The sequence below is a fragment of the Bdellovibrio svalbardensis genome, from assembly GCF_029531655.1.
In the GTDB taxonomy this organism is placed as follows: Bacteria; Bdellovibrionota; Bdellovibrionia; order Bdellovibrionales; family Bdellovibrionaceae; genus Bdellovibrio; species Bdellovibrio svalbardensis.
The window spans coordinates 395,581-421,760 of the sequence record NZ_JANRMI010000001.1 but is presented as its reverse complement, the minus strand read 5'-3'; the positions used below and the strand labels follow the sequence as shown (position 1 = coordinate 421,760).

Annotated in this window: 26 protein-coding genes, 1 tRNA gene and 1 other RNA gene; 14 read left to right on the top strand and 14 right to left on the bottom strand. The window is 45.3% G+C overall.

Features of this window, described 5'->3' with window-relative positions; translation table 11 throughout:
- Positions 1–170: 170 nt before the first annotated feature.
- Together NWE73_RS02000 and NWE73_RS01995 are read right to left on the bottom strand one after the other, a co-directional pair.
- Complete coding sequence (locus NWE73_RS02000; RefSeq protein WP_277576593.1) at positions 171–1,085, bottom strand: hypothetical protein; 915 nt, start codon at positions 1,083–1,085, stop codon at positions 171–173.
- 147 nt (positions 1,086–1,232) lie between these two features.
- A complete protein-coding gene (locus tag NWE73_RS01995) occupies positions 1,233–1,961 on the bottom strand; it encodes a patatin-like phospholipase family protein (RefSeq protein ID WP_277576592.1) in 729 nt (242 codons plus the stop codon).
- A gap of 271 nt (positions 1,962–2,232) precedes the next feature.
- Between NWE73_RS01995 and ffs the strand changes: the two genes are divergently transcribed.
- The 8 genes from ffs to NWE73_RS01955 all read left to right on the top strand — a co-directional run bounded on the left by ffs (position 2,233) and on the right by NWE73_RS01955 (position 8,033).
- Positions 2,233–2,331, top strand: an RNA gene (gene ffs, locus NWE73_RS01990) — signal recognition particle sRNA small type.
- 49 nt (positions 2,332–2,380) lie between these two features.
- Positions 2,381–4,192: a DNA polymerase III subunit gamma/tau gene (dnaX, locus tag NWE73_RS01985; RefSeq protein WP_277576591.1), complete on the top strand. Its 1,812-nt coding sequence runs from the start codon at positions 2,381–2,383 to the stop codon at positions 4,190–4,192.
- 12 nt (positions 4,193–4,204) lie between these two features.
- Positions 4,205–4,528 (top strand): YbaB/EbfC family nucleoid-associated protein, encoded by a 324-nt coding sequence (locus tag NWE73_RS01980; RefSeq protein WP_277576590.1) that lies wholly within the window; start codon positions 4,205–4,207, stop codon positions 4,526–4,528.
- 4 nt (positions 4,529–4,532) lie between these two features.
- Positions 4,533–5,147, top strand: a complete 615-nt coding sequence (gene recR, locus NWE73_RS01975; protein ID WP_277576589.1) for a recombination mediator RecR — start codon at positions 4,533–4,535, stop codon at positions 5,145–5,147.
- Positions 5,147–5,740, top strand: coding sequence for a GTPase MglA (mglA, locus tag NWE73_RS01970; RefSeq protein ID WP_011166041.1), 594 nt, complete (start codon positions 5,147–5,149; stop codon positions 5,738–5,740). The genes recR and mglA overlap by 1 nt, the downstream gene beginning before the upstream one ends.
- 289 nt (positions 5,741–6,029) lie before the next feature.
- Positions 6,030–6,995, top strand: a complete 966-nt coding sequence (gene nadA, locus NWE73_RS01965; RefSeq protein WP_277576588.1) for a quinolinate synthase NadA — start codon at positions 6,030–6,032, stop codon at positions 6,993–6,995.
- Positions 6,996–7,025: 30 nt separating this feature from the next.
- The gene (locus NWE73_RS01960) at positions 7,026–7,568 is read left to right on the top strand and encodes a 4'-phosphopantetheinyl transferase superfamily protein (RefSeq protein ID WP_277576587.1); all 543 of its coding nucleotides are present in this window, start codon (positions 7,026–7,028) and stop codon (positions 7,566–7,568) included.
- Positions 7,569–7,640: 72 nt separating this feature from the next.
- A complete protein-coding gene (locus NWE73_RS01955; protein ID WP_277576586.1) occupies positions 7,641–8,033 on the top strand; it encodes a hypothetical protein in 393 nt (130 codons plus the stop codon).
- Positions 8,034–8,090: 57 nt separating this feature from the next.
- Here NWE73_RS01955 and NWE73_RS01950 read toward each other — a convergent pair whose 3' ends face one another.
- On the bottom strand, positions 8,091–8,726 hold the full coding sequence (locus NWE73_RS01950) for a hypothetical protein (RefSeq protein ID WP_277576585.1): 636 nt from the start codon (positions 8,724–8,726) through the stop codon (positions 8,091–8,093).
- Between the two features lie 85 nt (positions 8,727–8,811).
- Positions 8,812–9,558, bottom strand: coding sequence for a L,D-transpeptidase (locus tag NWE73_RS01945; RefSeq protein ID WP_277576584.1), 747 nt, complete (start codon positions 9,556–9,558; stop codon positions 8,812–8,814).
- Between the two features lie 309 nt (positions 9,559–9,867).
- Here NWE73_RS01945 and NWE73_RS01940 point away from each other — a divergent pair, with 309 nt between their 5' ends.
- Entirely contained in the window at positions 9,868–10,878 is a 1,011-nt protein-coding gene (locus NWE73_RS01940; protein ID WP_277576583.1) for a DUF4421 family protein, read from the top strand.
- 211 nt (positions 10,879–11,089) lie between these two features.
- On the opposite strand, the gene NWE73_RS01935 is transcribed toward NWE73_RS01940, so the two are convergent.
- The 5 genes from NWE73_RS01935 to lon all read right to left on the bottom strand — a co-directional run bounded on the left by NWE73_RS01935 (position 11,090) and on the right by lon (position 16,847).
- Positions 11,090–11,165 (bottom strand) — tRNA-Val (locus NWE73_RS01935).
- A gap of 65 nt (positions 11,166–11,230) precedes the next feature.
- Positions 11,231–11,797, bottom strand: coding sequence for a hypothetical protein (locus tag NWE73_RS01930; protein ID WP_277576582.1), 567 nt, complete (start codon positions 11,795–11,797; stop codon positions 11,231–11,233).
- A gap of 12 nt (positions 11,798–11,809) precedes the next feature.
- Positions 11,810–12,913: a winged helix-turn-helix domain-containing protein gene (locus NWE73_RS01925; RefSeq protein WP_277576581.1), complete on the bottom strand. Its 1,104-nt coding sequence runs from the start codon at positions 12,911–12,913 to the stop codon at positions 11,810–11,812.
- Positions 12,914–13,222: 309 nt separating this feature from the next.
- Positions 13,223–14,143, bottom strand: a complete 921-nt coding sequence (locus NWE73_RS01920; RefSeq protein WP_277576580.1) for a carboxymuconolactone decarboxylase family protein — start codon at positions 14,141–14,143, stop codon at positions 13,223–13,225.
- 196 nt (positions 14,144–14,339) lie between these two features.
- Positions 14,340–16,847, bottom strand: a complete 2,508-nt coding sequence (gene lon / locus NWE73_RS01915; RefSeq protein WP_277576579.1) for an endopeptidase La — start codon at positions 16,845–16,847, stop codon at positions 14,340–14,342.
- 339 nt (positions 16,848–17,186) lie between these two features.
- On the opposite strand from lon, the gene NWE73_RS01910 reads away from it, so the two are divergent.
- The 3 genes from NWE73_RS01910 to NWE73_RS01900 all read left to right on the top strand — a co-directional run bounded on the left by NWE73_RS01910 (position 17,187) and on the right by NWE73_RS01900 (position 19,676).
- The gene (locus NWE73_RS01910) at positions 17,187–18,710 is read left to right on the top strand and encodes a sensor histidine kinase (protein ID WP_277576578.1); all 1,524 of its coding nucleotides are present in this window, start codon (positions 17,187–17,189) and stop codon (positions 18,708–18,710) included.
- A complete protein-coding gene (locus NWE73_RS01905) occupies positions 18,707–19,096 on the top strand; it encodes a response regulator (RefSeq protein ID WP_277576577.1) in 390 nt (129 codons plus the stop codon). The genes NWE73_RS01910 and NWE73_RS01905 overlap by 4 nt, the downstream gene beginning before the upstream one ends.
- A gap of 136 nt (positions 19,097–19,232) precedes the next feature.
- Positions 19,233–19,676 carry a hypothetical protein gene (locus NWE73_RS01900; protein WP_277576576.1) on the top strand — a complete coding sequence of 148 codons (444 nt, stop codon included), beginning with the start codon at positions 19,233–19,235 and terminating at the stop codon, positions 19,674–19,676.
- Positions 19,677–19,751: 75 nt separating this feature from the next.
- Here NWE73_RS01900 and clpX read toward each other — a convergent pair whose 3' ends face one another.
- Positions 19,752–21,044, bottom strand: coding sequence for an ATP-dependent Clp protease ATP-binding subunit ClpX (clpX, locus tag NWE73_RS01895; RefSeq protein ID WP_277576575.1), 1,293 nt, complete (start codon positions 21,042–21,044; stop codon positions 19,752–19,754).
- A 6-nt stretch (positions 21,045–21,050) separates the two neighbouring features.
- Positions 21,051–21,656 carry an ATP-dependent Clp protease proteolytic subunit gene (locus NWE73_RS01890; protein ID WP_277576574.1) on the bottom strand — a complete coding sequence of 202 codons (606 nt, stop codon included), beginning with the start codon at positions 21,654–21,656 and terminating at the stop codon, positions 21,051–21,053.
- Between the two features lie 148 nt (positions 21,657–21,804).
- Here NWE73_RS01890 and NWE73_RS01885 point away from each other — a divergent pair, with 148 nt between their 5' ends.
- The gene (locus tag NWE73_RS01885; RefSeq protein WP_277576573.1) at positions 21,805–23,322 is read left to right on the top strand and encodes a leucyl aminopeptidase; all 1,518 of its coding nucleotides are present in this window, start codon (positions 21,805–21,807) and stop codon (positions 23,320–23,322) included.
- A 105-nt stretch (positions 23,323–23,427) separates the two neighbouring features.
- On the opposite strand, the gene NWE73_RS01880 is transcribed toward NWE73_RS01885, so the two are convergent.
- The gene (locus NWE73_RS01880) at positions 23,428–24,060 is read right to left on the bottom strand and encodes a hypothetical protein (protein ID WP_277576572.1); all 633 of its coding nucleotides are present in this window, start codon (positions 24,058–24,060) and stop codon (positions 23,428–23,430) included.
- Between the two features lie 209 nt (positions 24,061–24,269).
- On the opposite strand from NWE73_RS01880, the gene NWE73_RS01875 reads away from it, so the two are divergent.
- Positions 24,270–25,082, top strand: a complete 813-nt coding sequence (locus NWE73_RS01875; RefSeq protein WP_277576571.1) for an extracellular medium-chain-length polyhydroxyalkanoate depolymerase — start codon at positions 24,270–24,272, stop codon at positions 25,080–25,082.
- Here the strand turns inward: NWE73_RS01875 and NWE73_RS01870 are convergent.
- Both NWE73_RS01870 and NWE73_RS01865 read right to left on the bottom strand, forming a co-directional pair.
- On the bottom strand, positions 25,079–25,396 hold the full coding sequence (locus NWE73_RS01870) for a KH domain-containing protein (RefSeq protein ID WP_277576570.1): 318 nt from the start codon (positions 25,394–25,396) through the stop codon (positions 25,079–25,081). The two genes, NWE73_RS01875 and NWE73_RS01870, sit on opposite strands and share 4 nt — an antisense overlap.
- A gap of 95 nt (positions 25,397–25,491) precedes the next feature.
- Positions 25,492–26,100 (bottom strand): hypothetical protein, encoded by a 609-nt coding sequence (locus NWE73_RS01865; protein WP_277576569.1) that lies wholly within the window; start codon positions 26,098–26,100, stop codon positions 25,492–25,494.
- Between the last annotated feature and the right edge of the window lie 80 nt (positions 26,101–26,180).

Genomic DNA, 26,180 nt, shown 5'->3' with positions numbered 1-26,180 from the left:
CAGCCTTTCAGGCGAGGAAACTCTTATAATTTCAAATAATTAGAAGGCGATTCAAGACGAGACGGCGACAAACTTCTTTAAAGCTGCCATTTTTGGACCCTTCACCCGTCTCACCTTAAGACATTAATCAAATTTCTCAGATTTTAAAAAAGACTTCAAAGAAACTTTTTCTAAGGCTTTTTCAATTCCGCGATCAGGCGATCGCTCATCTCTTTGAATTCGGGGCTGCGACCGGACTTGATGTCTTCCTTTGCGACGACCATGATTGCGGAAAGGATTTTATCTGCGTATACACGAGCTTGTTCGCGATTCTCTGGCCACATGAACTCACCGACGTAGGCGCGCACATACGCAAGTTTGGCGTGATCTTCGCTCAGCATATCATCATGACTTGAAGATGGCTTTGAATCGAAGTCTCTGGTTCTTACATAGTAATATTCATTGTCAGACATTTGATCGTAGTAAAGGGCCTTGAGCATCGCGCTTTTACTTTCGAAGTTAAATACGGTGATAACATCTGCGTAAAACTCCGAATAAGCCGTTAGGTATTTGCTGAAATCCGCATAGGCTGGGGCTGCCGCGAGCTCCAGTGCGGCTTTGCTTAGCTGCTCTGATGTTGCTTTGCCGCGTGCAACTGCTTCTTTAAGATCTGAAACCTTAGCGAACTTTGCGGCAAGATCACCGAACTTATCTGGAAATTCTTTTTTAACTCTCTCATGGAAAATGGCGTGACCATATTCATGAGCGGCACTGGTGATCACACTCACTCGGGACATCGGATAACTGGCACCGTACTGCCCGTAGAAAATCATTTGATAAGGAAGTTCGATCAGATGACCCAAGTCGAAAGAGGCATTGTTCGAAACGGACCCCATGATGACAGTGATGTTTGGTCCACCGAAAGTTTTCGCGATCTCATTCACAACAATTGAAACGCCTTCTGCAAGATCGCAGTTAGGCTGCGCAAGAAACACGACGTCTTTGATCGCGCCGTTAACGCCAGAACAGTTCGACGCTTGTGCGGAAAAACTGATGAAAAGAAGGCTCAATGTCAGACTCAAAACAAGCGCCGCAAGATGCTTCATGACCGTCCCTTTTTAGGCTCAACTGGATAAATCGATATAAAAGCTTAATCTATTGAAATGACGTGGATAATTCCAAACAAAATGACCTTAAAGAAGAGTTTTCAAGGCTGTCAAAAATCTAGGCAAAAAGGGGGTTTTAAAACAAATTTAGTCCACAACGGTTTGATTGAGAAATCTCTTTGTTTCCTCATAGGCCAAAGCGATGGCCTTTGGAGCATTCGCGAAGTGTCCCGGCCCGGTCGGCGGAAGATTTTGAATCTTCAAGATCTGGCTAGCTCCGGCACTTGCCTGCTTGTTGGATCTTCTCTCGAACCAGTCGCTGATTTTATCGGAAGGCAGCCAATGTCCTAGAATGAGCTCTGACTCTGCAATTCCGGTCCAACCCATTTTGTCATTGATACCTCCATCCCAGTAGTGATGATCGCCAATCTTCACCGGATGAAAATAAAGCGGCATAGAACAGGAGGCTCTGACCACTTTTGCCAGAGGGCCTTGATCGAAAATTTCTGTTTTTCTTTTTCGAATATTGTAAGTCGCAATTCTTAAAGGCGTCTGAAGGTCAGCGAAATCTGCCTTAAGAAACTGCTTCAAAGTTTTCTCAAAGATCTCACCTTTGAGCACGCCAAAACCAAAAGCGGGATCCCAGTAGCTGTGCTTTCCCAAAGTCAGAAACTCTTTTTCCATTTCAAGTGGAGTCATGCCGGAAGCCAGACATGCCGAAACAATCGCCCCTGCACTGCTGCCAGTTAGAAGTTTTGGCTTCAAGCCCTCTTCATAAACCGCTTTGACGAATCCGCAGTGAGCAAAAAAACCAAAGTAGCCAGAACTCAACGAAAGAGTAAAATCCTGATTCTTAAACTGATCTTTGATTAACATTTTTGCCTCAAATTTTCCGAAGAGTTCTCGCACTAACATCTTTTGAACCCCTCCATCTTTCAAACCTTTTGGAACCTCTGTCAATTTTCGCGGCTATTTGGCAAATGAACCCGTTTTCACTCGGTTAAACTCTTGAAATGCCGGGAATAACGCAGCGTAGACCCAAAAAGATGGCAGGCACCTTTTCCGAGAAGATGGCAGGCACCCTTTTGATTGTTCTGCGGTGAGTTATTGGCTGAATTGAGGGGGGCGATGGGGTACATCCCTGAGTGGCCGGGTCCCATACAATAGCTCTCTTGACGAACTCCGCTAGGTCCGGAAGGAAGCAACGGCACTCGAGGGACTATGTGATGTGGGGTGCTCGGCCACTTTTTTTGTACTCTGACGAAGTCAGAGTGTAGACCAGTCGGGAGTGATTCTTGTCTTATCAGGTGATTGCACGCAAATGGCGTCCCCAATCTTTCACTGACGTTGTCGGACAGAATCATATTACCCAAACTCTTTCAAATGCTCTTAAAAACGGTCGTCTTCCTCACGCACTTCTTTTCACAGGTCCCCGCGGTACAGGTAAAACCTCTTCAGCACGTATCTTAGCGAAAGCTTTGCGTTGCCCCAATGCCGTGAACTTCACTCCATGCAACGAGTGTGACTCTTGTAAAGAAATCGCCACTGGCAACAGCGTCGACGTTATGGAAATCGACGGAGCCTCAAACAACGGTGTCGACTCCATCCGTGAGCTTCGCGAAACCGTCATGTTCATGCCGACCAGCGGTAAATACAAAATCTACATCATCGACGAAGTGCACATGCTTTCAACGAGCGCGTTCAATGCGCTTTTGAAAACTTTGGAAGAGCCGCCGTCTCACGTCATCTTCATCATGGCGACCACTGAGGTTCATAAAATTCCGCAAACGATCTTGTCTCGCTGTCAGCGTTTCGATTTCCGCAGAATCTCTACTCGTCAAATCACCGAGCGCTTGAAATTGATCTGCGATCAAGACGGTGTCACGGCTGATGAAGATGCTTTGTGGGTGATCGCTCGCCAAGGTGACGGGTCCATGCGTGACTCGCAAAGCTTGCTCGATCAAGTGATCACTTTTGCCAACGGCCCCCTGACTCGCGCCAACGTGGTCGAGATCCTGGGTCTGACGGATCGCGCGCTTTTGTTTGAAACATTGGATGCCTTGGTCGAGCGCAACACTCAGGGCATTATCGGTGTTATCGAAAAGATTGCCCAAGCTGGCTTTGAACCGCATTTGTTCTCTCAAGATTTGCTTGAGATGATTCGCAATCTTTTGCTCGTTAAAGTTTCAGGCAACCAAGTCGATCAGATTTTGGAAATGCCTGACTCTGAAATGAATGCCTTGAACGACATGTCTCAAAAACTTTCCGAAGAAGACATTCACTTGCTCTTCGACATGGCGTTAAAAGGCGGCAGTGATATTCCTCGCGCTCAAGATCCGCGCATTGTGCTGGAAGTTGTTTTGCTTCGCATGGCCTCAGCTCCGAAACTGACTGATCTAAAAAGTCTGTTACAAGGCGGCGCCGGAGTGCAAACAGTCAGCGCAGGTGGGGCCAGGCCCTACGTTCCGCCGGTAGCACTTCCTGTCAAAGGCCACCAGCGTCTTCAAGAAGCTCAAAAAGTAGCTGAAGTTCCTCAGGGTTTGGAAAAAATGAAATCCGTGATGGAAGCGCCGAAGCCTAAAGCGGCGTCGACGTCGGTTGCGGCTTCGATTCCCGCTCCTCAAGAAGTCCAAACGGCTCCTGCTGAGCCCATTGTTGCGGCTCCGAAAGTGGCCACTGGCAATACGCCTTCGGAAAAATGGGTCAGTTTCGTTGAGTTGCTTCGTCAAGACGATGCCTTGTTTGCAGCCAAAATTGAAAATCTTCTTTTCGTTAAGGAAGAAGGCAAACTTTTAACCTTTGGCGTTCCTCCAAAATTAGCTTTCCTCAAAGATCAAATGTCCGACACTCAGGTGCGTAAAAAGCTTCAAGGATTTATTGATTCATACTGGGCGGCTGGGTATTCTTTTGAGGTATTAATGAACCGCGATCAGGTCGGTGAATCTGCTCAGTCTTTGCAGCAAAAAAAGGTGCAATTGGCTGAAGATGAGATTCGCACTCGGATCGAAACCAATCCTATGGTTAAGACCGCCCAAGAAGTTTTCAAAGGGCAGATCAAATCCGTAGTTGAACTTAAAACTGATTCAAATCAGAGTTCGAAAAGATAAAAGGAGTTTCTTATGAAAGGTCTTCCAGGCGGAATGGCTCAATTGATGAAGCAAGCTAATCAAATGCAAATGCGCATGAAAAAAGCACAAGAAGAGCTTGCTGTAAAAGAATACGAAGCAACTTCAGGCGGCGGCGCAGTTAAAGTAAAAGTAAACGGCGACCACATGATCGTTTCTTTGGCGATTGATCCAGAAGTTCTAAAATCTGGCGACGTTGAGATGCTTCAAGACATGATCCTTTCTGCAACTAACGAAGCTGTTAAAACAGCACGTGATACTTCTGCTAAAGAGATGGAAAAAATCTCTGGCGGCATGAACATCCCAGGATTGTTCTAAACGCATGCTTCACATCTCGGCACTTGAAAAATTAGTCCATGAAATGAGCCGTCTTCCCGGTATCGGGCCAAAGACTGCTCAGCGCTTGGCCTATTTCATTCTAAAATCTGAAAACGAGTTTCCTGAAAGACTCAGCGAAGCTTTGCTCAGAGTGCGTGCCGAGGTTCATGATTGCCCTCGCTGTTTCAACTTTACTGATGCGGATATTTGCCGTTATTGCGAAGAGCCCCATCGTTCAGATGAATCTATCTGCGTGGTTGAAGAACCGGCCGATATTATGCGAATTGAATCTTCAGGCGCCTTCCGCGGCCGCTACCATGTTTTGCATGGTGCGATCTCGCCATTGGAAGGTATTGGCCCTAAAGATTTGAAAATCCAAGAACTGCTCGATCGCGTGAACAACGGAATCGATGGCGATGGTCCGACTATAAAAGAGATTATTCTCGCATTAGATGCCGATCTTGAAGGCGATACGACAATTTTGTACCTCACAAAGCAGCTTCAAGGTAAGGGATTGAAATTATCTCGCATTGCTCATGGAGTTCCTATTGGCAGCGACATCGATTTCATAGATGATAGAACTATGGGTCGTGCCCTGCAAAATAGAGTGGAGCTGTAATGTCTTTTATTAACTACAATGCCAAAGAAATTCACTGCAAAGTCGTGTATTACGGCCCTTCATTGGGTGGTAAAACCACGAACATTCAGTGGGTTTACCAAAAAACCGCTGAGGATCAAAAATCCAAGCTGGTGGCATTGAATACGGACATTGAGCGTACTTTGTTCTTCGACTTCTTGCCTTTGAATGTCGGCGACATCCGTGGCTTTAAAACCAGATTCCATCTTTACACCGTTCCAGGCCAAGTTGTTTACGATGCTTCTCGCAAATTGATCTTAAAGGGTCTTGATGGCGTGATTTTCGTAGCGGACTCTCAAATTGAACGTATGGACGAAAACCTTGAGTCTTTGCGCAATCTTGAAAGAAACTTGGAACAACAAGGCTACGACATCCGCGAAATTCCGTTGATCATGCAATACAACAAGCGTGACCTTCCGAATGTGGCTTCTTTGGCTGAACTTCGTAGCGCCCTGAACCCTTATAACGCGCCTGAAATCGAAGGCTGTGCTTCTGAGGGCCGTGGTGTGTTCGAGTCTCTTAAAACCGTTTCTAAATCCATTATCAACGTCTTAAAAGGCGGAACGACTTTATAGCGAAGTCCGCTCGTTAAGGGGAATAAAGTACCCTGATCCTTCGGACAGTCCTCGCTCTTGTTGGCCTTTTTCATATTCATAGTTTCTTTGTTCGCTTGCGGAACTTGGCTCAGGGTACTTTATTCCCCTTAACGAGCTCTTTGCCATGATGACTATCCTTTGATTTGCTATAAATTTTTGGCTCTTTTGCCCTCTTGCGCAGTGCTGGATTTGGCTTACGACCTTCGGGTAGTTATGCTATAGGTGTTCGCGACTTTTCAGGTTAGAATCTAGGCTTGGAGTGATTGCTATGAGTTATGATATTGCTGCTGATATTCAGCGACTTAAAAAAGAGAAGAATGCTGTTGTTTTGGCTCACTACTATGAAGATGGTGATATTCAGGACGTTGCTGACTATGTCGGTGATAGCTTCTATCTGGCTAAGATGGGTCAGACCGTCAAAGAGCAAGTGATCTTGCTTGCTGGTGTGGTCTTTATGGCCGAATCCGTGAAGATTTTGAATCCTACTAAGACTGTTCTGGTTCCTAACTTGGAAGCCAGCTGTTCTTTGGTGAAGGGTGCTCCTTACGATAAGTACCTGGCTTGGCGTCGTCAGCATCCTGATGGCATCGCGGTGACTTACATTAATTCCAGTGCCGAAGTGAAATCTATTTCTGATGTGATTATTACTTCTTCCAATGCCGCTCAAATCGTTGATTCTATTCCGAAGGACCGTAAGGTTCTGTTTGGGCCGGATCAGCACTTAGGTCGTTGGCTGTCTAAGAAACTCAATCGTCCTTTTGAATTGTGGCAAGGCGCTTGTGAAGTGCATGTGCTGTTCAATGCAAAAAGATTGTACGAGTTGATTCAACAACATCCCGATGCAGTGGTTATCGCGCATCCTGAGTGTGATGAGTCTGTGCTTCAGTATGCCTCTGTTGTCGGTTCAACTTCTCGCTTGCTTGAAGAAGTCGAGAAAAACCCAGCGACAAAATTTATTGTCGCTACGGAAACTGGGATCTTCCATCAAATGCAGAAAAAACGTCCTGAGGCGACTTTGATTCAAGCGCCGGTTTTGGATGCGGGTTGCTCTTGCAACAACTGCCCTTACATGAAGATGAACAATATGGAAAAGATCAAGCATGCGCTTGAGACTTTGCAGCCTGAAGTCGGCTTGGATGAAACTCTTCGCGTGAAGGCGCAGGTTTCTTTGGATCGCATGATGGCTATCACCAGCGGCAAGCCAGTTCAATGGCCTGCGGAATTCACTGTTTAATTTTTCTCAGGAAAGACAAGGGACTTTGACATGCCTATTTCAAATGACGTGTTAGAGTCCCAAATCGAATCCTTGCGCTTCTTACTGCGCTCCCCTGATTTGCAACTCTTTGCCAGGTCTGAATGGGGAAGCAACAATCCTGAATACAGAAATTTTATCAAAGCGGCTCTTCAAGAAGTGAATGTGGATTCTTATCTTCAGCATTCTATTTCTCACACCCATGAATTGGGAGCCATAGCCCTGTCGTCTTCAGCCATAGGTGTTGATGTTGAATTATCAGCCCGCGTGACAGAAGCCCCCGTAGCCCGTGTCAGTTCGCGCGAAGAGGTTAAGGCAGCACCAAGCCCCGTCAGCCTGTGGTGTGCGAAGGAAGCGGCTTTTAAAGCGCTTAAAAGCTATGATCAGCCGTCGGTCCTTTCGAAAATTTCTATAGGGGAATGGCAAAAAATTGATTCTCAGACTGAGACGTTCCGTCTCATAAATGCATCTGCCTTCAATGCTCCCTCTGAAGGACGGGGCGTGATAAAACATTTATCCGCACATACTCTCGGCTTTTTTATTTTTTGCTCTTAACTTTGGTCGAGTCCTGCCGATCAGTTTAGTAACAGACAATTTGTAGAGTGTTCTTAAACAAGCAGGTGAAAAATGGGAAGTTCAAAAAGCAACAAACGAGTGGCTCCAAGGAAAGAAGTCTCTCCCATTCATATATCATATCTAACTTCATTGGATGACTTTGCGAAGATCGCAAAAAATAGTGAAATCGTCGAAGCGTCCTCTTCTGGATTGCTCCTTCTGATTAAACGCGAAGATCTCATCCCCACCGCTCTTCGTAAAAATTTGAATCTGGATTGCCTGATTGGTGATCGTGTCTTCATGCACTTGGAAGAAATGAATTTGGAAGTGTCAGGTGTGATCACTCGCACTCAACTTCTGGGTAAAAAAGGTTTCTATGTGGCTGTCGATTATAGCGACGAAGCTCCCGAGTACTGGAGAGAATGCCTGATGGATCTTTTGCCGACCCCAGGTGAGTTGGATTAATGAAAAAAGGGCTGATCTCTCAGCCCTTTTTTATTTCCTTCGCTGGTAAATTGAAGCTTACAAATCTACGAACTCTGGAAGTCCTTTTTCAGAAACCAACACGATAGAATAATGTGGCGGCAAGAACCAGCTGATCGCTTCCGCAATACCCTGATGTTCTTTTTCAGGCGGATTTCCCAAAGACTCCAAAGAAAACGCCAGGTCATAGTGTTTGCGATCCGTACTCATCACAAGGATGCGCGGACGAAGCACCGCTTGATCACGGAAGAATTCTTTTAAAATATTGCGAACATACTGAGGCAGATATTGAGGCGTCGGAGGACCGGCATGCAAAGCCTGACCTTCGTTAATCTGCAAAGCGCCCACCGGAGCCGCTTCTGCGGTTTGATAAAACAATCCCGTTTCGCGGAAGTTCCAGATCATGCCATAGGTGAAAACATAGTCGGGATATTCTTTTTGTGGGTTTACGACAAGCCCCACGCCCTTCATCGCCAACCACTGCATCACCTGTTGAGCCGGCTCCGAAGCTTCCAAAGAAGTTTCCGCCAACAAATAAGGCCAACCGTCAGGTCCGGTTTGGGGAGCATCGTTAATAAGTCTCAAGCTCCCCTTGGAGATCGCCATGAAAAAATCGATTTCCCACTGGTGATCGCGTTTTTCGTCAGGGATTTTAACTAAGTCAGTCAATGTCATGAGCGAGCTCCTGGATAAAAAAAGGCCGAGCATTTTGCTCAGCCTTTTTCCTATGAATTTTAATTTCGGTCAAGACGCGTTCTCGCTAGAATTCCTCTACGATCACGATTGTTTTCCAACCGATTTTGGTCTGTGGACGACCATATTGATCCACCACTTGTTGACCTGTTCGTGAGTCGATAACAGGAACTTGGCCTTGATCAGCTGCCACAACGGCATCGTGGATTTGGATTACTTGGTCTTTATTCACACGAACGCAACCAGAAGATGCACGTGTTCCCAAGGCTGCGATGCCATTTGCTTCCCCACCGATCAAGTCAGGTGGAACTTGATGCAAAGCCAAACCATGAGTGTCATTGAAGAACATAGCGTAAGGCATTTGCACTTTAGATTCGCCAGATTTGTAGTTCTCATCCATCACGCGAGTTACGCCGTAGAAACCACGAAGTGTGTGTCTCCAATGAGACTCTGAAGTCCCTTTGGTTTGGAAGATCTTACGGAAAAGACCCTTCAACGGAGCGATATATTCTACGTCTTCACGACCGGTAGAGACCTTCGTTTTTAAAACCAATTGGCGATTGATATAAAGACGAGCTGTTTGCGCTTCGGATCCATAGGCTGCTTTATTCACCACAACTACGTTCGTGAATTGGTTAATAGCCAATTCACCACGGAAATAGGCTTCTTCATCAAAAAGACGGCCTCTTGGAGCCTCATAAGGCTTTTCAACCATCAATTTTGCTTCGAGCTCTTGGACAGTTTCAGCATGTGCCGAAGGGGCTACTGAGATAGTGGTAGCCAAAACAAGCATGGCAGCAGCAAGTAACTTCATACAGATCTCCTTATTCTTTCCGAATAAACAGGCGTTCATATTTAAAATCTCAATGGTTGTAGCAAAAAGATAAGGCCTCTGCCTCCGAAACGAAGCAGCCCTGTAAGGATTATGGATGTGTCGTTTTTTTAAACACTCCTCATGAGAGCAATGGTCGCCCACTAGCGGGCTTCCCACCACCTGGCCTTAGGGCTTTAAAAAGGCAAAAAGTGAGTATTTCAGCACAATTAGATTCTATTACTTCGGGACAGAAAGTTAAAATCCAATACCAGAATGCACTTACAGCTCCATTTTACTCTCTTTATATTTATGCTGTTTCCGTTTTGCATCCAGGCACAAGCGCAAACAGGAATTGCCGAAATTCCGCCCGAAATTCCGCCCCAAATTCCGGTAGTGGCGCAAATGCCAACTCCGCCACCGACCTCTTTGTTTGAAGAACTAAAAACACCATTTTTGATCAAACCGTTTTTTGAATTGCCTACCTATTCATTCTATTTAGGAGCTCCGGATATTAAGGGTTATGCCTTTGTACCAAACTATGCGACCCGCCTTGGTATAACCTTAGGCTGGAAGGCCACTCAACTGACCGTGGCTTTCGCTTTACCTATTCCTAAAGAAGAGCTCGATCGCCGTGGAAATTCGGATCAGCAGAGCATCATTCTTCACACGCGCTGGCGTGAGCACGCTATTGATTTTTATTCGCAGTATTACCGTGGTCTTTACGCGGGGAATCCGCTGACAGAGTTTTCATTTAGTAAGCCGGAACGTTTCACTCAGTTTCCCGATGCCTCAGTAAGCAATATCGGTGCAAATTTCTATTACGTCTTTGATGAAGCTCACTATAGTCCGCGAGCTGCCTTTGACCAAACGAAGATTCCTCTGTCGAATGGCGGCAGCTGGTTTGCTATGCCATTTTTAAATTATCTTGTCTTAGATATGGGGGATAAAATCATTGTCGGCAGCGAAAGTGACGCCATCCAAACCAAGCCTGATATCAATCACCTGCAACTGGTCAGCTTGGGCAGTACGTTTGGTTACGGTCATACTTGGTTGATTCCAAACTATCATTCTTCTTTTTCGGTTCAGTCTTCGATTGGCCCGGCAATTCAAAGTCAAACCGTTGAAAATCCAAATACAGCAACTGAAAGGACCCTTGGAGTCTCTGGAAAATGGGGCTTTAAAATTTGTCTGGCTCACAACACTACAGAAGACATCTGGGGGGCTCGAATTTTTACTGACACTCTTTATTCGCGCCTTGGATCCCTGGACATTTATTCAACGGTGATGAGCGGACAACTCTTTTACGGATATAGATTTTAAATCTGATTCACCTCTTAGAAAAATAACTCTCCCCGTTTACTGGTGGAATAGAATGCAACGCAACACCAGCGCCGCAAATAACAACGACTAGTTTATATTAAGATAAAAGTGATTTTTTTGAGATTGATATGAAATTACAGGCCCAGAAACGAAAAAACCGCCCATGAGGCGGTTTAATTCGATTTGATAGGCCAATCTTTCAAGGAAAGATTGGTAGGGAGTACAGGATTCGAACCTGCGACATCCACCTTGTAAGGGTGGCGCTCTACCAACTGAGCTAACTCCCTATCGTTGGAAGGACCAATTAATAACAAAGGTCCGACCTCATTTGCAAACTCTTTTTTATAAAAAACTAATTTTTCAAGTCATCGACGCAAGATTTTTGATCTAGCTGAGATGAAACCTTCAAAATTTGGGTGTGCATCATATCTTCGACGCTCACTTGATTCAGTTCACCGATAGAAAGAACCATCACTGACTCTGTATAAACATTGCCTTGTAGTGGTGGCTGAGGTGAATCAGAGCGTTTAAACGCTGTCAGACTCACTCTGTAGATCTTTCCAGATTTGCTCGTCATTTGCGCATAAACCAGTTGGCCTTTTTCGATACCAACGCCTGTGGCAAGCAAACGGCAGCTTTCACCGTCGTATTGTTTCACTTTCAACTGTCTCACGCCGTTCTTCTGCTGAATCACTTTGAAAGAGAAGTATGAAATGAAGCTGTCCTGTTCAACTTTCCATGTGCCCTGAATATCAGACCAAGGGAACGGTTGAGCATTTTTAAAATTCCAAGGAAACGGAGTCCAGCGGTCCCCAGCAGGCATAATCTGCTCTTCGTCCTGTAGATAAGACGATGTTACCGCGTGAGCCGTTAAACCCGAAAACGCAATCAATGTAGCTAGCAAGATGTGACGCAACATGAATCCCCCTAATTAGTGCTCGAAATGAACTCGAGCCGCTTTATTCATGTAATAGCCGTTTTTGGCTCTGAAGATATACTTTGGTTTTTCATAATCTGGTTCGATCAATTTACGAAGACGTTTGATCGTCACGTAAATCTTGTTGTCGTGAATAGCCGGGTCATACGGCTGCTTCCAAACATTCTCGACCAGGAATTCTTTTGAGTAGATCGTGCCTTGGTTCGTAACGAACAGGCGCAAAAGATCCAAAAGAATAAATTGGTTTTTGAAATCAATGCGACCGATTTTTTTCTCGATCACAGAGTGATTGATTTCATCGAAGATCAGATCGAAATTCGTTTGTGATTCGCCACCGATTTTCTCAGCCAAGGCTTTCGCCATGCGAGCCAAACGACGGTGGTTCTCACCATCAATCGATTTCTGAGCAAGAGTGATATAAGTTCTCGCCATGTCCTTGTCGCCGATTTCATAGTAAGCATCGGCCAAGGCACCCATCAAATAATTGCTCATAACGAAGTTACGAGTTTCTCTGATGACATCATACGCGCGCCACAAGATCTCAATGGCTTCGTCGTACTTTTTCATCGATTTCAAAATTTCCGCATTGAGGAATAATGAAGCCGCTTGAACATCCGGCATTTGATACACCTGGAAGAAGACCTGAAGATTGTAGATCTCTTTCAATGCATCGGACTGACGGTTTACTTGAGGGCTTGCATAGACGTGAGCAAGACCGAAGATAGCGTGACAGATGTCTTCCTTGTTGTCGGAAGCCAAAGCGATAGCCAAAGCTTTTTGGAAATAATCCATCGCTGTATCAAGTTGCTGCTTGTAAGACGCGCAGATCGCGAGTGTGTAGTAAGTCTTTGAGTTGAGCTCAAAGCCTTCTTGCAAAACCAAGTCTTGGAGTTTTTCTTTGGTTGCGTTGATGTCGTCAAACTGCTCGCGCTCGGCAAAAATACGCAGCAGCAAGTTCATGCACTTGAGGTGTTGAGAGAAATTTTTCTCAGCAAAATAGCCGTCCGAGGCCTCACGGAGATGGTCTATTGCAGGACCAAACTCTCCGCGATCGCTGTACAGCTTGCCGAGCTCAAAAGCGCGATCGAATTGATTCATAAGATATTAAAACTCCAAAACAAAATCTGCCTTACTCGCAGGGAAACGATTTCTGTCAGATTGTCAGGATAAGGTCAATGCAAGACGCGGACAGTTGCTCAATATTTGTGCAACATGGGAATTGATTTCAGTAATTTAATGAAAGCTCACGGAAATCACCTCTTGCTGAGGTGGGTCAATTGTCAATTTTGGCTTAGGAGTAAGGCTGCAGCGCCAAGCAACTCGGGGCTTTCTGAAGAAAAGAGCCGGCATTTTCAACCAGCTCTTTTCCTAAAAACGCTTTGAACAACCTAGTGTGGAGGATTGGTCTTAGCGATATGTAATTCGTTTATTATTTAAGCTATCCCGTTTCATTTCCAAGTTTTTAAAAATCTGATCGACCTCTTTTTCAAAAGCTTTCTGCGGCTGTTGCATTCCATTTAGGAAAGTACTCCAGTGACGTACAATTCCCGCCATCGCCACAGACTCTTGGATTTCATCTTTGTTGGCTCCGTCAAATTTCGCGAATTCAGTATCTGAGTAAATGCAATACTGGCAGGGAATCTGCGACGACACAGCCAAACTGATGAGATCCAAAACTTTATTTTGCAGTGGTGCTTGCGTGTTCATTTCCAAAGTTTTCATTTCGTTCCAAGCGCCCGCAAGTCCGCGACTGCTATAGAATTTAATAAAATCAGGTGTGAAGCCGAAGGCTTTCCGCATGTCTGTCATTGCCTCGGGTGCATCGTAAGCCACGATGCCGGAGCTTTCAGGAATACCTGACACTGATTTGTTTTTCATGAAGTGAATCATTTTACCAATGTCTGACTTGAAGGACTCCATGGAAATTTGTGCGCCATAAAAGTATGTACTCCACTTTCGCGTACTCGCGGCAACAGCGATGGCATAATTCATTTCTTTTTCTGTGGCACCGCTGAACTTAGCGGCTCGCTTGTGAAAATAAACGCAGTACTGACAGGGAATCTGCGAAGCCACGGCAAGACCGATCAGCTCCTTCGTCTTCTGATTGAGAGATGTCGTCGGGCTTAATTCCAGATCACGCATTTCCTGCCAGGCGCCCGAGATGGCTTCCGCTGGAAACTGCTTTAAAAAGGTCGGAACAAATCCAAATGTTTCACGAATTTCGTAGTAAGCCTGATCGGCACCCACCATAACAAAATCTTGCGCCGCCTGCGATTCACGGGGGCTCAATGAGAGCGCCAGCACAAGAATCATAAGAAGTGATTTCATAACCCACCTCCTAGTGAGCGAATCATTCACCCTTAAGGTAGACCCACCCCTACGCTTCAGCAATTTGTCATTCTAAAGAAGCTTAATCCGCAGAAAGAAATAAGGACCTTTGATTCAGAGAAAATTTTGAACAAAAAAAGGGCCGGTATTTCTACCAGCCCTTTTTCAAACTTAATTATTTTTTCACTAGATGGATCTAGTGGTGAGCGACATTTTGTTGGCCAGTGTATTGAGCCTTGATGCCGAACTCGCGTTCTTTTTGAACTTTAAAGATCTCTTTAGGACCTTTAACATCCAATGCATTGATCAACACTTGGTCAACGTGATCTACCAAGATCACTTTCAAGTCTTTCATCACTTCCTTAGGGATGTCCTTAAGATCTTTTTCATTCTCTTTAGGACAGATGATCAACTTGATACCACCACGGTGAGCTGCAAGTACTTTCTCTTTCAAACCACCGATGGCCATCACACGTCCACGAAGAGAAACTTCACCTGTCATCGCAACTGTGCGTTTAACAGGGATCTTCGTGATCGCAGAAACGATCGAAGTTGTCAGAGCGATACCAGCAGAAGGACCGTCTTTAGGAACAGCACCTTCAGGTAAATGGATATGCACGTCAATGTTCGCGAAGTATTCTTTATCCAAACCGAACAAAGGACCTCTTGAACGAACGTAGCTCATCGCAGCTGCGCAAGATTCTTTCATCACATCGCCAAGTTGGCCTGTGACTGTGAATTTGCCTTTACCTGGAACCACACTCACTTCGACAGCAAGAAGGTCACCGCCCACTTCCGTCCAAGCCATACCATTCGTCAAACCGATTTCGTTTTCAGTTTCGATGACGCCGAATTTGTATTTGTGGCCACCCAACAACTCAACCAACTTCGCCGGAGTTACAACGTAACCCGCGTTTTTGCTTGTCGTTGTTGAAGTCTTCGCGCCTTTTGCACCTTTTTTAGCGGCTGCAGTTTTCGCAGTCTTTTTAGTGCCTTCAGCTTTAAAGTTTTCAACTGTTTCACCCATCACGATGTCTTTTGCAACTTTACGGCAGACATTCGCAATTTGTCTTTCAAGGTTACGCACGCCCGCTTCTCTTGTGTAGTAGCGGATGATGTCACGGATAGTTTCATCCTTAACGCTCACCTTGTAGTCTTTCAAACCATGGTTTTCCAATTGTTTTGGAACCAAGTAGTTCTTCGCGATATTGAATTTCTCCTGCTCGATATAACCTTCAAGCTGGATGATTTCCATACGATCCAACAATGGACGTGGGATGGTATGAAGGCTGTTCGCCGTCGCAATGAACATCACTTTTGAAAGATCGTATTCAACTTCTAGGTAGTGATCCTGGAATGTTGAGTTTTGTTCTGGATCCAAAACTTCAAGCATTGCCGCTGATGGGTCACCGCGGAAGTCATTGGCCATCTTGTCGATTTCGTCGAGAAGAACCAATGGATTTCCTTTATCTACTTTGCGCAAAGCCTGGATAATTTTACCTGGCATTGCTCCAACGTAGGTTTTTCTGTGACCGCGGATCTCTGCTTCGTCTCTCACGCCACCCAAAGAGATACGTGCGAAAGAACGATTCAAAGATTCAGCGATAGATTTCGCCAATGAAGTTTTACCCACACCTGGAGGACCCGCCAAGCAAAGGATAGGACCTTTGATATCTTTCGAAATCGAAAGAACGGCTAGGTATTCAAGGATACGGTCTTTAACTTTTTCAAGACCCCAGTGCTCGTCATCCAAGATGCGTTGAGCATTTTTAAGGTCATGTTTCTCTTCAGAGTAATCAGCCCATGGAAGAGACAAGATCCAGTCGATGTAGTTACGAACAACAGTCGCTTCAGCCGACATAGGTGACATCATTTTGAGTTTTTTAATCTCTTTCATGACCTTGTCTTTAGCTTCTTGAGACATTTTCTTGTTCTTACATTTCACTTCAAGATCTTGAAGCTCAGCTTGGTAGTCGTCTTTCTCACCAAGTTCTTTTTGAATGGCCTGCATTTGCTCATTCAAATAGTATTCTTTCTGAGAACGCTCCATTTGCTTCTTAACGCGAGTGCGAATCTTCTTCTCTACTTCAAGAATTTCGATCTCACCTGTCATCAAGTTCAGCAAATGCTCCAAACGTTTGGATGGATCAATGATCTCCAATACAGTTTGCTTGTCTTCCAATTTCAAATTGAGTTGGGCAACGATGATATCCGCAAGTTCACCTGGGTTCTCGATCGTTGAAACACGCATCAAGATTTCTGGTGGAATACGCTTATTGAGCTTCACATAAGTCTCGAACGTCGTTTTTACCGAGCGAACAAGGGCTTGTGCCTCAACGATATTCGTTGGTTCTTCATCAAGGTTTTCAACTGCCACGACAAAGAAGTTCTCGTTGTTTACGAAATTCTTAATCTTTACGCGACGTTTACCTTCCACCAGAACTTTTACAGTTCCATCTGGAAGACGGAGGAGTTGAATGATTGTTCCAACTGTACCGATTGCAAAGATGTCCTTCGCCTCTGGGTTGTTGGTTTTAGCGTCCTTTTGAGCAGCCAACACGATGTCGGTCTGTTTGCTCATGGCCTCTTCAAGAGCATTAATGCTCTTTTCACGACCTACGAACAAAGGCATCATCATATGCGGAAAAATGATGAGGTCTCTTAGGGGCAAAAGTGGTAGTTGTTGTACTTTTCCCTCGCTCATAATCCTCTCCCTCCCTTGGGTTAACGAGCTTCTTGCGTATAGGACACAAGAGGATCTCCATTCAGGTTAATTCCATTTCAACCTTCGCGAAGTCTATATCCAGTCTAACTATGTGTACGATTGCTGGGAAGTAAATATATCAGAGTAATTTTTAGTTCTGGCCCTTGCCAGAGGTCGGCCTTGCTCAAAGTTTGTGCAATATAAAACAGCCTAATGCTACCCGAAAATATTTCTAATTTGTGTAGTGTTCTGAGAGGGATCCAGGGACCTTTCTGATTTGTAATACCGCATACAAAGATTTTCGTCCCTTTTTTCCGCAAATTGCACGATAAGTGCTCTGTGACACGTAACGAATCACCCTGGGTACGCACCAACTCATTATCACTCAAGCTGCTTATAGCAACATGGGCCGTCAGCTCGTTTGCTACGCTTATCCTCACAGCTGGACAATTGATTTTGGACTACCAAAAGGACTTCGATAAGCTTCAGAACAACTTTTCGATTATCAAGAACTCCTATTTGGACTCCATGGCGGAGCATTTATGGTCCTATGACACTCGCTTGTTGGAAATCCAGCTGGATGGCTTGAGCCGTTTGCAAGGTGTGAGCTATCTCAAACTCACGGCAGACAACAAGGTCATCTACGAAACGGGCAAAACGGACCCGACCGAAGAAAGCCATAAGAATTTCGAAATTCGCCACAAAAATACAAATGAAACCCTCGGCAACCTGGATGTGGAACTCGACACAAAAAGCCTGCGTGATCGCTATTTTCATGAGGCGATTTGGATCTTCGTGCGTCAGGCAGCAAAAACCCTGGTCGTGGTCTTCTGCTTGTACTTCATCTTCAATCGAATCATCGTCATTCACATCAAGCATATCGCCGACTACCTAAAAACGGGATTCCGGGAGAATAAGAATCTTGCCCTAAACCGTCCTCCCCACGCTGAGAAGGACGAACTCGATGTTCTGGCGGACTCCATCAACCTTTTCCGGGTCGAGTTGCTCGAAGCCAACAAAAAACTGGAACAGCTCAACCAGGCCCTGGAGCAGAAGGTTGCGGATCGTACTCGCGAACTCACCAATAAAAATCAAAGTCTGGAAAAGGCGATGTTCCAGATTAAGCGTATGCAGGCAACTTTGGTGGCCCAAGAGCGTTTGGCCTCTTTGGGAAGCCTAACGGCCAGCGTTGCCCATGAGATTCGCAACCCATTGAATTTTGTTCTCAACTTCAGCGAACTGCTCACAGAGTCTGAAGATGCAGAAGAGATCAAAGAAGTCAGTCGCGTGGTTCTAAAGCACAGCCAGCGCATTGACCAGATTGTCCGCTCTATGCAGATTTTGTCTGGCTATGACAGCGACCTTCTTGAGAGCACTGATATCAACGACATCTTAAAAAAAGCCTATCAGCAGACGATTTCAAATCGCTCTCTGGGATCAAGCTATGTTCCACCGAAAGTGACTTACCGCCTAGGCGACAACGTTCACGCTCAGGTGTACTCAGTGTCATTACAAAGGGCCCTGTCAAATATCATCGACAACTCGATTCATGCGATCGAAAAAAAGGTGTTGGTCCAAAAAAATTTCGAACCTGAACTCACTATTTCCACGATGGTTCGCGGCGAAAATGTCGAAATCTCCATTCGCGACAATGGAATTGGGATCCCTGCTATTCTTGGAGAGAAAATCTTCGATCCGTTCTTGACCACAAAAGCACCCGGAGAAGGTGCCGGTCTAGGTCTGACTGTTGCATTTAATATTGCACAGAAACATGGTGGTACTTTAAAGTACACGAGTGAGTTTGGTCAGTGGACAGAATTTGTGATGTCTATACCGATCTCCCATGAAAGACTGCATGCATGATTCATATTGTGATAGTGGACGATGAGGCAGATACCCATCTGCTTTATAAGTTAAAATTTAAGAAGTTTTTTGCGACCTTGGGAGACCTCAAGTTGGTTTCCTTTTTGAGCGCAAAGGATTGTTTAAATTATCTTCGCCGCGAAGACACTCCCCACGTTGATCTTGTCATGTCTGATATTAATATGCCTGAAATGGACGGTTTCGAGCTTCTGCAAGAGGTTCGTAAATTTGATGCCAAGATGCCCTTCTACGTTGTCAGCGCTTACGAATCCACTGAGTTCCGCACCAAAGCCGAAAGCCTGGGCGCGCAACGATTCCTCAGCAAGCCCGTGGACTTCAACGCTTTAAATGAAGCCTTGAAAGTCGACCTCAACCTTTCAATCTAAAACTCTCCAACACTTCTGCAACACGCCATGCAGCGTGGTCTGCGCTTCATGTATTCCCCCACACTTAGCGGTTTTATTTTGTCCTGTATCGCATTCACTTCTATAAAAATCTTCTTATAAAAATGGAGGATTCAATATGATGAAGTATATCTTAACAACTGCATTACTAATGCTTTCAACTTCTCAGGCTTTTGCCACGGAACTTTCTCCGGGCAATCTCCCAGGGCACTATAAAGTTCAGGCTAAAGCGGGCTTCCAAACCGTCTATGTGAACTTTCGCGTGCTTGACCAAGACTCTTTTGAGTTTCAAAGAACCTATCCAGATGGCCGCAAAGATGAGCTGTGTGACGGCAGTTATACGCTGACCAACTCATTCTATTTGAACGACTACGCCATTCTGGCTGCGAATAAGGCCTTCAGAGGCAAAATGACCTGCCCAAGCGATCGCAGTAAGAAAATTGACTTCAACATCGACTTTGCCTCTACCACCGTGGAAGACCTTGTTCGCGGCACAACGGTGTCTGTGACGAGCTCTCTGGCTCCAGGCATGCGCTTAAGCGCTTATGTGAAAAAGCAATAGGTAGAATGAAAAAAGCCCAAAGACTTTCGAAGTCCTTGGGCTTTTTTGTTTAAATCTCTTTTAAAAGAGTGGCTACTAAGCTGAGCTCTTCTTTTTTGCTTCTTCTTCGGCTTGAATTTCTTCTTCCGTTTTATAAACAAGCATCGGAGCGCCACCGTCGTTGATCACGTTTTCATCGATGATCACTTCTTTCACGTTATTCTTGGATGGAATGTCGTACATGATATCCAACATTGCCGTCTCAAGAACACCGCGCAGACCACGGGCACCTGTTTTACGTTTCAAAGCCATTTGTGCCACCGCACGCAAAGCTTTTTCCGTAAACTTCAACTCGACACCTTCATAGCTGAAAAGCTTTTGGTATTGCTTTGTGATCGCATTTTTTGGTCTCACAAGAATATCCATCAACGCTTCTTCATCCAACTGACCCAACACCGCGATCATTGGCAAACGACCAATGAACTCTGGGATCAAACCGAATTTAGACAAGTCATCTGGCTCCACCTTCGCAAGAAGATTGGCGCTTTTCTCTGTCTCTTGTTCCGTGCGAATATCCGCTGCGATACCCATTGTTTTATTTGATGTTCTGTTATCGATGATTTTATCCAAACCAACGAACGCACCACCCACGATGAACAAGATATTTGTTGTATCCACCTGGATAAACTCTTGCTGCGGATGCTTACGACCACCTTTTGGCGGAAGATTTGCCACAGTTCCCTCGAGAATTTTCAAGAGAGCTTGCTGCACACCCTCACCGCTCACATCACGCGTGATAGATGGGTTTTCTGATTTACGAGAGATCTTATCGATCTCATCCACGTAGATCACACCTTTTTGGGCCTTTTCTACGTCGTAGTCAGAAGCTTGAAGAAGATTCAACACCACGTTTTCAACGTCTTCACCGACATAACCTGCTTCCGTCAATGTAGTCGCATCTGCCATCGCAAATGGAACATTGAGGATCTTAGCGATCGTTTGAGCAAGCATCGTCTTACCAGATCCCGTTGGACCAATAAGCAAGATATTCGATTTTTGCATCTCAACGTCAGCAGATTTTTTACCCTGTGCCAAAGCATTCACACGCTTGTAGTGATTGTGAACCGCAACTGCCAGCGTCTTTTTCGCCTGAGTTTGGCCGATCACATAGTCATCAAGGTAAGTTTTAATATCGGACGGTTTTGGAACCTTAAAGGTGCCTTTAACCGCGGTCTCTCTGTCTTTTTCCTCGTCGATAATGTCATTGCATAGATCAATACATTCATCGCAGATGTAGACGCCTGGGCCTGCAATCAGTTTTTTGACTTCTTTTTGGCCTTTACCGCAAAAGCTGCATCTCAAAGTGCCGTTGGTATCTTTCGTCGTCATCTGTTGTTATCCTTTTTTTGCCTTACGAGATTCTACAACGTGATCTAGAAGTCCGAATTCCTTCGCTTGGTAAGGGTCCATAAAGTTATCCCTTTCCATTTGATCTTTCAAGAATTGGTAGTCTTTACCCGTGTGCGTTTCATAGATACGAGTGAGCTTTTCCTTCGTGCGGAGCAACTCTCTGGCATGAATTTCGATATCCGTAACCTGACCTGACAAACCGCCTCCAGAAAGAAGTGGCTGATGGATCATGATACGAGTGTTCGGAAGGCTATAACGCTTACCTTTAGAACCCGCCGTCAAAAGAAGCGAACCCATACTGGCCGCCATACCCATACAGTAAGTTGCCACGTCGCATTTTACGAATTGCATAATGTCGTAAATCGCCAGACCAGCTGAAACGCTACCACCCGGAGAATTGATGTAGAAATGGATGTCTTTTTCTGGATTATCCACTTCCAAGAATAGAAATTGAGCAATGATGGCATTAGCCACTTCGTCCGTTACCTGTGTTCCGAGGATCACAATACGGTCTTTTAATAGGCGAGAATAGATGTCGTAAGATCTTTCGCCCTTAGATGTTTGCTCTATGACGTATGGAATGACTGCCACGCTGTCTCCTGTGGTTGGAAATGAAGTCCTATGCTGTGCTACCTATCGGAATACTCCAACAGGACTTTACGAAAAACCTTTGACCCACAACACTGCTATGTTACATCTTATTCTGCTTCATAAAGCTTAATAATTTTAAGGGGTTCATATGGCTATCAACTTGTTAAACAAAGATGTCGATTCACTTACATGCCCGGCTTTGGTCGTGTTTTCTAAATCATCTTCGCAAAAAGAAAAGCTCGCAAAAGTGACTCATTCTGAGCTCAACAAAAAATTTGCCGCTTCTATCGAAGAAAAATCAATCACCGGCAAACACCAAGAAGCGGTTACTTTCCGCGAAATCAACCACGCTGGCTTCCGTCACGTGATCGTTGTCGGTCTTGGTAAAGAAAATGAAATCACGCACGAATCAGTTCGTCAGTCAGTGGCTTCTGCTTACGAGGCTGTTAAAGCTTTGAATGTTAAAGAAGCAGCTTTGCACTTCGACGGCATCACAACTTCTAAAAAAGACCTTGCTGATTTCGCCAAAGCGGTTGTTGAAGGTCTTGTTATGACTTCATACGTTTTCGACGAATTGAAATCTTCTGCGAAAAAGGATGCAAAAAAAGAAAATGAAGAAATCACGATCCACGTTGCTACTAAACTAGGTAATGACAAGGCTGTAAAAGCTGCTTTCAACGAAGGCGTGATCTTGGGTTCTGTGGTGAACTTCTCTCGTCGTCTTGGCGATATGCCAGGCAACTTGATGACACCAACCATCCTGGCAGACTCTACAGTTGAAGCTGCCAAAGGCATCGCCAACTTGAAAGTGACTGTCTGGGATAAAGCTCGCATCAAAAAAGAACGCATGGGCGGTCTTCTTGGTGTTTCTATGGGTTCTGACCAAGAGCCACGCTTCATTATCATGGAATACAAAGGCGCTGCCGCTTCTAAAAAGCCAGTTTGCTTCGTAGGTAAAGGTCTTACTTTTGACTGCGGTGGTATCAGCATCAAGCCTTCAGCTGGTATGGAAGAAATGAAATACGACATGTGCGGTGGCGCAAATGTTATCGGTACAATGCTTGCGATCGCAAAATTGAAGCTAAAAATCAACGCTGTTGGCTTGGTCGCTTCAACTGAAAACTTGGTTAACGGTTCTGCAACTAAGCCAGGCGACGTTCACACAGCTCGCAACGGTAAAACTTTCGAGATCAACAATACAGATGCTGAAGGTCGTTTGATCTTGGCGGACGCTTTGTCTTACGCAACTGAACTTGAACCACAAATGATCTGCGATGCTGCGACTTTGACCGGTGCAATGGTTGTTGCATTGGGCAACACTCACACAGGTTACTTCACTCGCAACAATGCTTTGAAAAACAAAGTGGAAAAAGCGGCTGATGAGTCTGGTGAATGGGTATGGCATATGCCTTTGACAGATTTCCACGTGAAAGACATGAAAGGCACTTTTGCCGATCTTTCTAACATGTCATCTGGTAAAGGTGCAGGCTCTGCAACTGCGGCGGCATTCCTTGAGCAATTCGTTGGCGAAGGCATCCCTTGGGCTCACTTCGACATCGCGGGAACTGGCTGGGCAGTTGGAAATCGTTTGCCTTACGCTCCTAAAAAAGGTGCTTCAGGTGCGATGATCCGTACATTCGTAGAAATCGCTAAGTCTTACACTTAGTCGACTTCTGCTTCGATTCAAAAAAACAAAAACCCTCATAGTTTCCTATGAGGGTTTTTTTATGCCCAAAAATTATGAGTGGGCGGGACCGCCGTATACCACTAACTAGAAAGTAAGAACTAGCGGATGCCCTAGGTAGCGAGCGACTTCGTTGCTTTCAACGACCAAAGCTTCGCTATTTTTCTCGTTTGTCAGTTTCACTGATTTCAGCAACCAAGTTCTTGGCCACTCTTCTGGAAGATTGGTGAAGCGAACCGTGATGGCATGGCCTTCGTTAAATTGGAATTCACCATCGCCCGGCTTTTCGCCCAAGATTTTCGCAACAGGAAGGTACAACGGGTTGATCTTCGTCATATCGGTTGAAAACTCACAGCGACCTTCAAGTTCCATTGCCGGTTTGTCGCCCGCGACTGAAATACCTTCTGCCACGAAGGACAAAGTGACTTTACCAAACTCTTGGCAAGCCAATTTCTTTTCACCCTTCTCATCGAGAAACACAAAGTGACCAAGACCGATGCCGGTTCCTTCTGCATTTTTTCTCAACTCAAAGCCTGCTACCAGTCTTTGCTTAACCGCGTCTTGAAGTTTCGTGCCACTAAGATGAGAAAAATCAAAGTTTGTACGAATGGCAGCCGGGTCCCGGTTCACTTGATAGGCGTCTGTTGTTGATCTGAGGTAGGAATATCCCACAGCAAAGCACAGAAAAAAGATCCCCAATACACTTGCAAAATTACGCATAGTTAGCCCTCTTTTATGCAGAATAACATGCTTTCTGAATGGGACCTCTTATTTTGGCCTCTGTCAGGCCTTAGGTCTGTCCAACAAAAGCTGGGAACCTTTACATATGTATCAACTATTCGTCCCGAGTTTGAGCCTCGGGACAGCCTTTCATTTGCAATCCGACCCCAGACATTGATAAACATCTCTGAGTCCAAACGGAGGAGCCCTTGAAATTTTTGTTCGTACTTCTAACTTTCATAGCAGCCTCGGCTCTGGCTGAGCAAAAAACTTCTTTCTGCGAAACAACTGGAATTGTGATTTCTCATATCACCTGCCCCTCTTCCAGTTTGGACATCAAGGGACACCATCTCACTCGAACGGTGAAGTACTCCCTTCCACCGGGCAAAGTTCCCAAAAAAGGTTGGCCCACTGTCGTGATTTTTCAAGGCAGTTTTTTCTCTGTCGATTTTGAGCGATATCAAGGGATGCCTTTTGGAGGATTCAACGAGATCCGCCTGATTCAAAGTCTTTTGGATCATGGATTTGCCGTGATCGCACCGCCCGCAATATCCGGATTGGCATGGATGACCAATCTGATCGGCATCCCATACGAAAACTCTGAAGACGAAATCTTCATTCAGAATCTTTTGCAAAATATGAATGAAGGCAGCTTCGGCCCCATCAATATGAGCAAGCTTTTTGCGACGGGTATTTCTAGCGGTGGGTATAATACAAGCCGTATGGCACTTTCATTCCCAGGGGTTTTCAAAGCTCTTGCGATTCAATCAGGCTCATGGGCAACTTGTGGTGGCCCTCTTTGCAATCTACCAGAACAACTTCCTGAGGATCACCCGCCCACTTTATTTTTGCACGGTGATGCCGATCTGATCGTCCCTATCAGCACAATGCTGCCTTATTATAACTTACTTAAAGAGAGTGGCGTTAAAAGCGCACTCGTGACTGACCCAACCGCTAGTCATCAATGGTTGGATCAAGCTCCCGATGCGATCACAAAGTGGTTCGTAAAGTTTCGTCGCTAATCCAGATCACTCTTAGCGCAATGACTCTCAAGTTGCTCGTCTAATTGCACGATGGCTCTCATCCCATACCGAGCCATCATCGCTCTCACTAAAGTTCGGATAGCATCAATCGTCGCTCCTTTTTTACCTAGCAACAATCCAAGATCGTCTGGATTTACAACAGCGATATAAACCGTCGTCTTCTCCCCCTGGGAAAACTCAATCCGCGCGTCACTGGGATTGCGAACGATCTTTTTAACCATCTCCTCAAGATAGGTTCTCATATGAGCGCCCGCCGTATTCATTTCAACTTGCGCCTTCACATCTTCAGACATTCCGCCCCCCGATTTAAAGGATACGGAAAAAATATTTGGTGGGAAGCGGGATATCAAAATAACATCCCGGACATGGTAAACCTCTACGTTCAGGGTTATTTTTTATGAGCAAACATGATCGCAATCTCGTTCAACGAAAGAGCATCCGTTGCGATGGAGTACTGTGTGCGATCTGTATCTTTAACAACCAAGGCATCAGAGAAAATCAGGAACTGCACCGCCAAATGGGCTTCCGCCAAAGCTGGCGAAATAAGCGCACGCCCATTGATCTTTACTCCCGTTGCGATTCTGTTTTCTAAAAGGATAGGCTGAGTCGTGTCCACTTCAAGTAACGCATCTTCTGAAGTGTAGTAGTAAGAGCCATCACCAGAGGTATGCTTCACCTGAACTGATTGTGTTACAACGTCCCCAGGAGCCACATGAATCACGAGTTTGTTATAGAGATCATTCGCCAGCTCACCGCGATTTGACTGAATGACATGTGACTTAAAGAAGTTAGCATCTTCTGTGGCGGCCACAATTTTCTGAGCTTGTTTATTGCGCTCAATATTCTCAAGAAGGTAGCTGACTCCTGTTACCCGCAATAGGATCGCAGGGCATGTGAAGTACACACACTGAAAGGCGGCTTCTTTCACACCTGCCGAAGCAACGCTTTGAATGAGAAGACCCGACATAAACGCCAAAATAGCCTTTTTCTTCAACATGATAATCTCCCTGAAATAAATTGATTTTAACAAGGATTGGAAGAGCAAACTCCATACCGGGGAAGCTCTTCAGATAGCTC

Bases quoted from the DNA above. Each gene is read 5' to 3' on its own strand.
- NWE73_RS02000 (WP_277576593.1), bottom strand. From the start codon at position 1,085: ATGAAGCATCTTGCGGCGCTTGTTTTGAGTCTGACATTGAGCCTTCTT.
- NWE73_RS01995 (WP_277576592.1), bottom strand. From the start codon at position 1,961: ATGTTAATCAAAGATCAGTTTAAGAATCAGGATTTTACTCTTTCGTTG.
- NWE73_RS01980 (WP_277576590.1), top strand. From the start codon at position 4,205: ATGAAAGGTCTTCCAGGCGGAATGGCTCAATTGATGAAGCAAGCTAAT.
- recR (WP_277576589.1), top strand. From the start codon at position 4,533: ATGCTTCACATCTCGGCACTTGAAAAATTAGTCCATGAAATGAGCCGT.
- mglA (WP_011166041.1), top strand. From the start codon at position 5,147: ATGTCTTTTATTAACTACAATGCCAAAGAAATTCACTGCAAAGTCGTG.
- nadA (WP_277576588.1), top strand. From the start codon at position 6,030: ATGAGTTATGATATTGCTGCTGATATTCAGCGACTTAAAAAAGAGAAG.
- NWE73_RS01960 (WP_277576587.1), top strand. From the start codon at position 7,026: ATGCCTATTTCAAATGACGTGTTAGAGTCCCAAATCGAATCCTTGCGC.
- NWE73_RS01955 (WP_277576586.1), top strand. From the start codon at position 7,641: ATGGGAAGTTCAAAAAGCAACAAACGAGTGGCTCCAAGGAAAGAAGTC.
- NWE73_RS01950 (WP_277576585.1), bottom strand. From the start codon at position 8,726: ATGACATTGACTGACTTAGTTAAAATCCCTGACGAAAAACGCGATCAC.
- NWE73_RS01945 (WP_277576584.1), bottom strand. From the start codon at position 9,558: ATGAAGTTACTTGCTGCTGCCATGCTTGTTTTGGCTACCACTATCTCA.
- NWE73_RS01940 (WP_277576583.1), top strand. From the start codon at position 9,868: ATGCTGTTTCCGTTTTGCATCCAGGCACAAGCGCAAACAGGAATTGCC.
- NWE73_RS01930 (WP_277576582.1), bottom strand. From the start codon at position 11,797: ATGTTGCGTCACATCTTGCTAGCTACATTGATTGCGTTTTCGGGTTTA.
- NWE73_RS01925 (WP_277576581.1), bottom strand. From the start codon at position 12,913: ATGAATCAATTCGATCGCGCTTTTGAGCTCGGCAAGCTGTACAGCGAT.
- NWE73_RS01920 (WP_277576580.1), bottom strand. From the start codon at position 14,143: ATGAAATCACTTCTTATGATTCTTGTGCTGGCGCTCTCATTGAGCCCC.
- lon (WP_277576579.1), bottom strand. From the start codon at position 16,847: ATGAGCGAGGGAAAAGTACAACAACTACCACTTTTGCCCCTAAGAGAC.
- NWE73_RS01905 (WP_277576577.1), top strand. From the start codon at position 18,707: ATGATTCATATTGTGATAGTGGACGATGAGGCAGATACCCATCTGCTT.
- NWE73_RS01900 (WP_277576576.1), top strand. From the start codon at position 19,233: ATGATGAAGTATATCTTAACAACTGCATTACTAATGCTTTCAACTTCT.
- clpX (WP_277576575.1), bottom strand. From the start codon at position 21,044: ATGACGACGAAAGATACCAACGGCACTTTGAGATGCAGCTTTTGCGGT.
- NWE73_RS01885 (WP_277576573.1), top strand. From the start codon at position 21,805: ATGGCTATCAACTTGTTAAACAAAGATGTCGATTCACTTACATGCCCG.
- NWE73_RS01880 (WP_277576572.1), bottom strand. From the start codon at position 24,060: ATGCGTAATTTTGCAAGTGTATTGGGGATCTTTTTTCTGTGCTTTGCT.
- NWE73_RS01870 (WP_277576570.1), bottom strand. From the start codon at position 25,396: ATGTCTGAAGATGTGAAGGCGCAAGTTGAAATGAATACGGCGGGCGCT.
- NWE73_RS01865 (WP_277576569.1), bottom strand. From the start codon at position 26,100: ATGTTGAAGAAAAAGGCTATTTTGGCGTTTATGTCGGGTCTTCTCATT.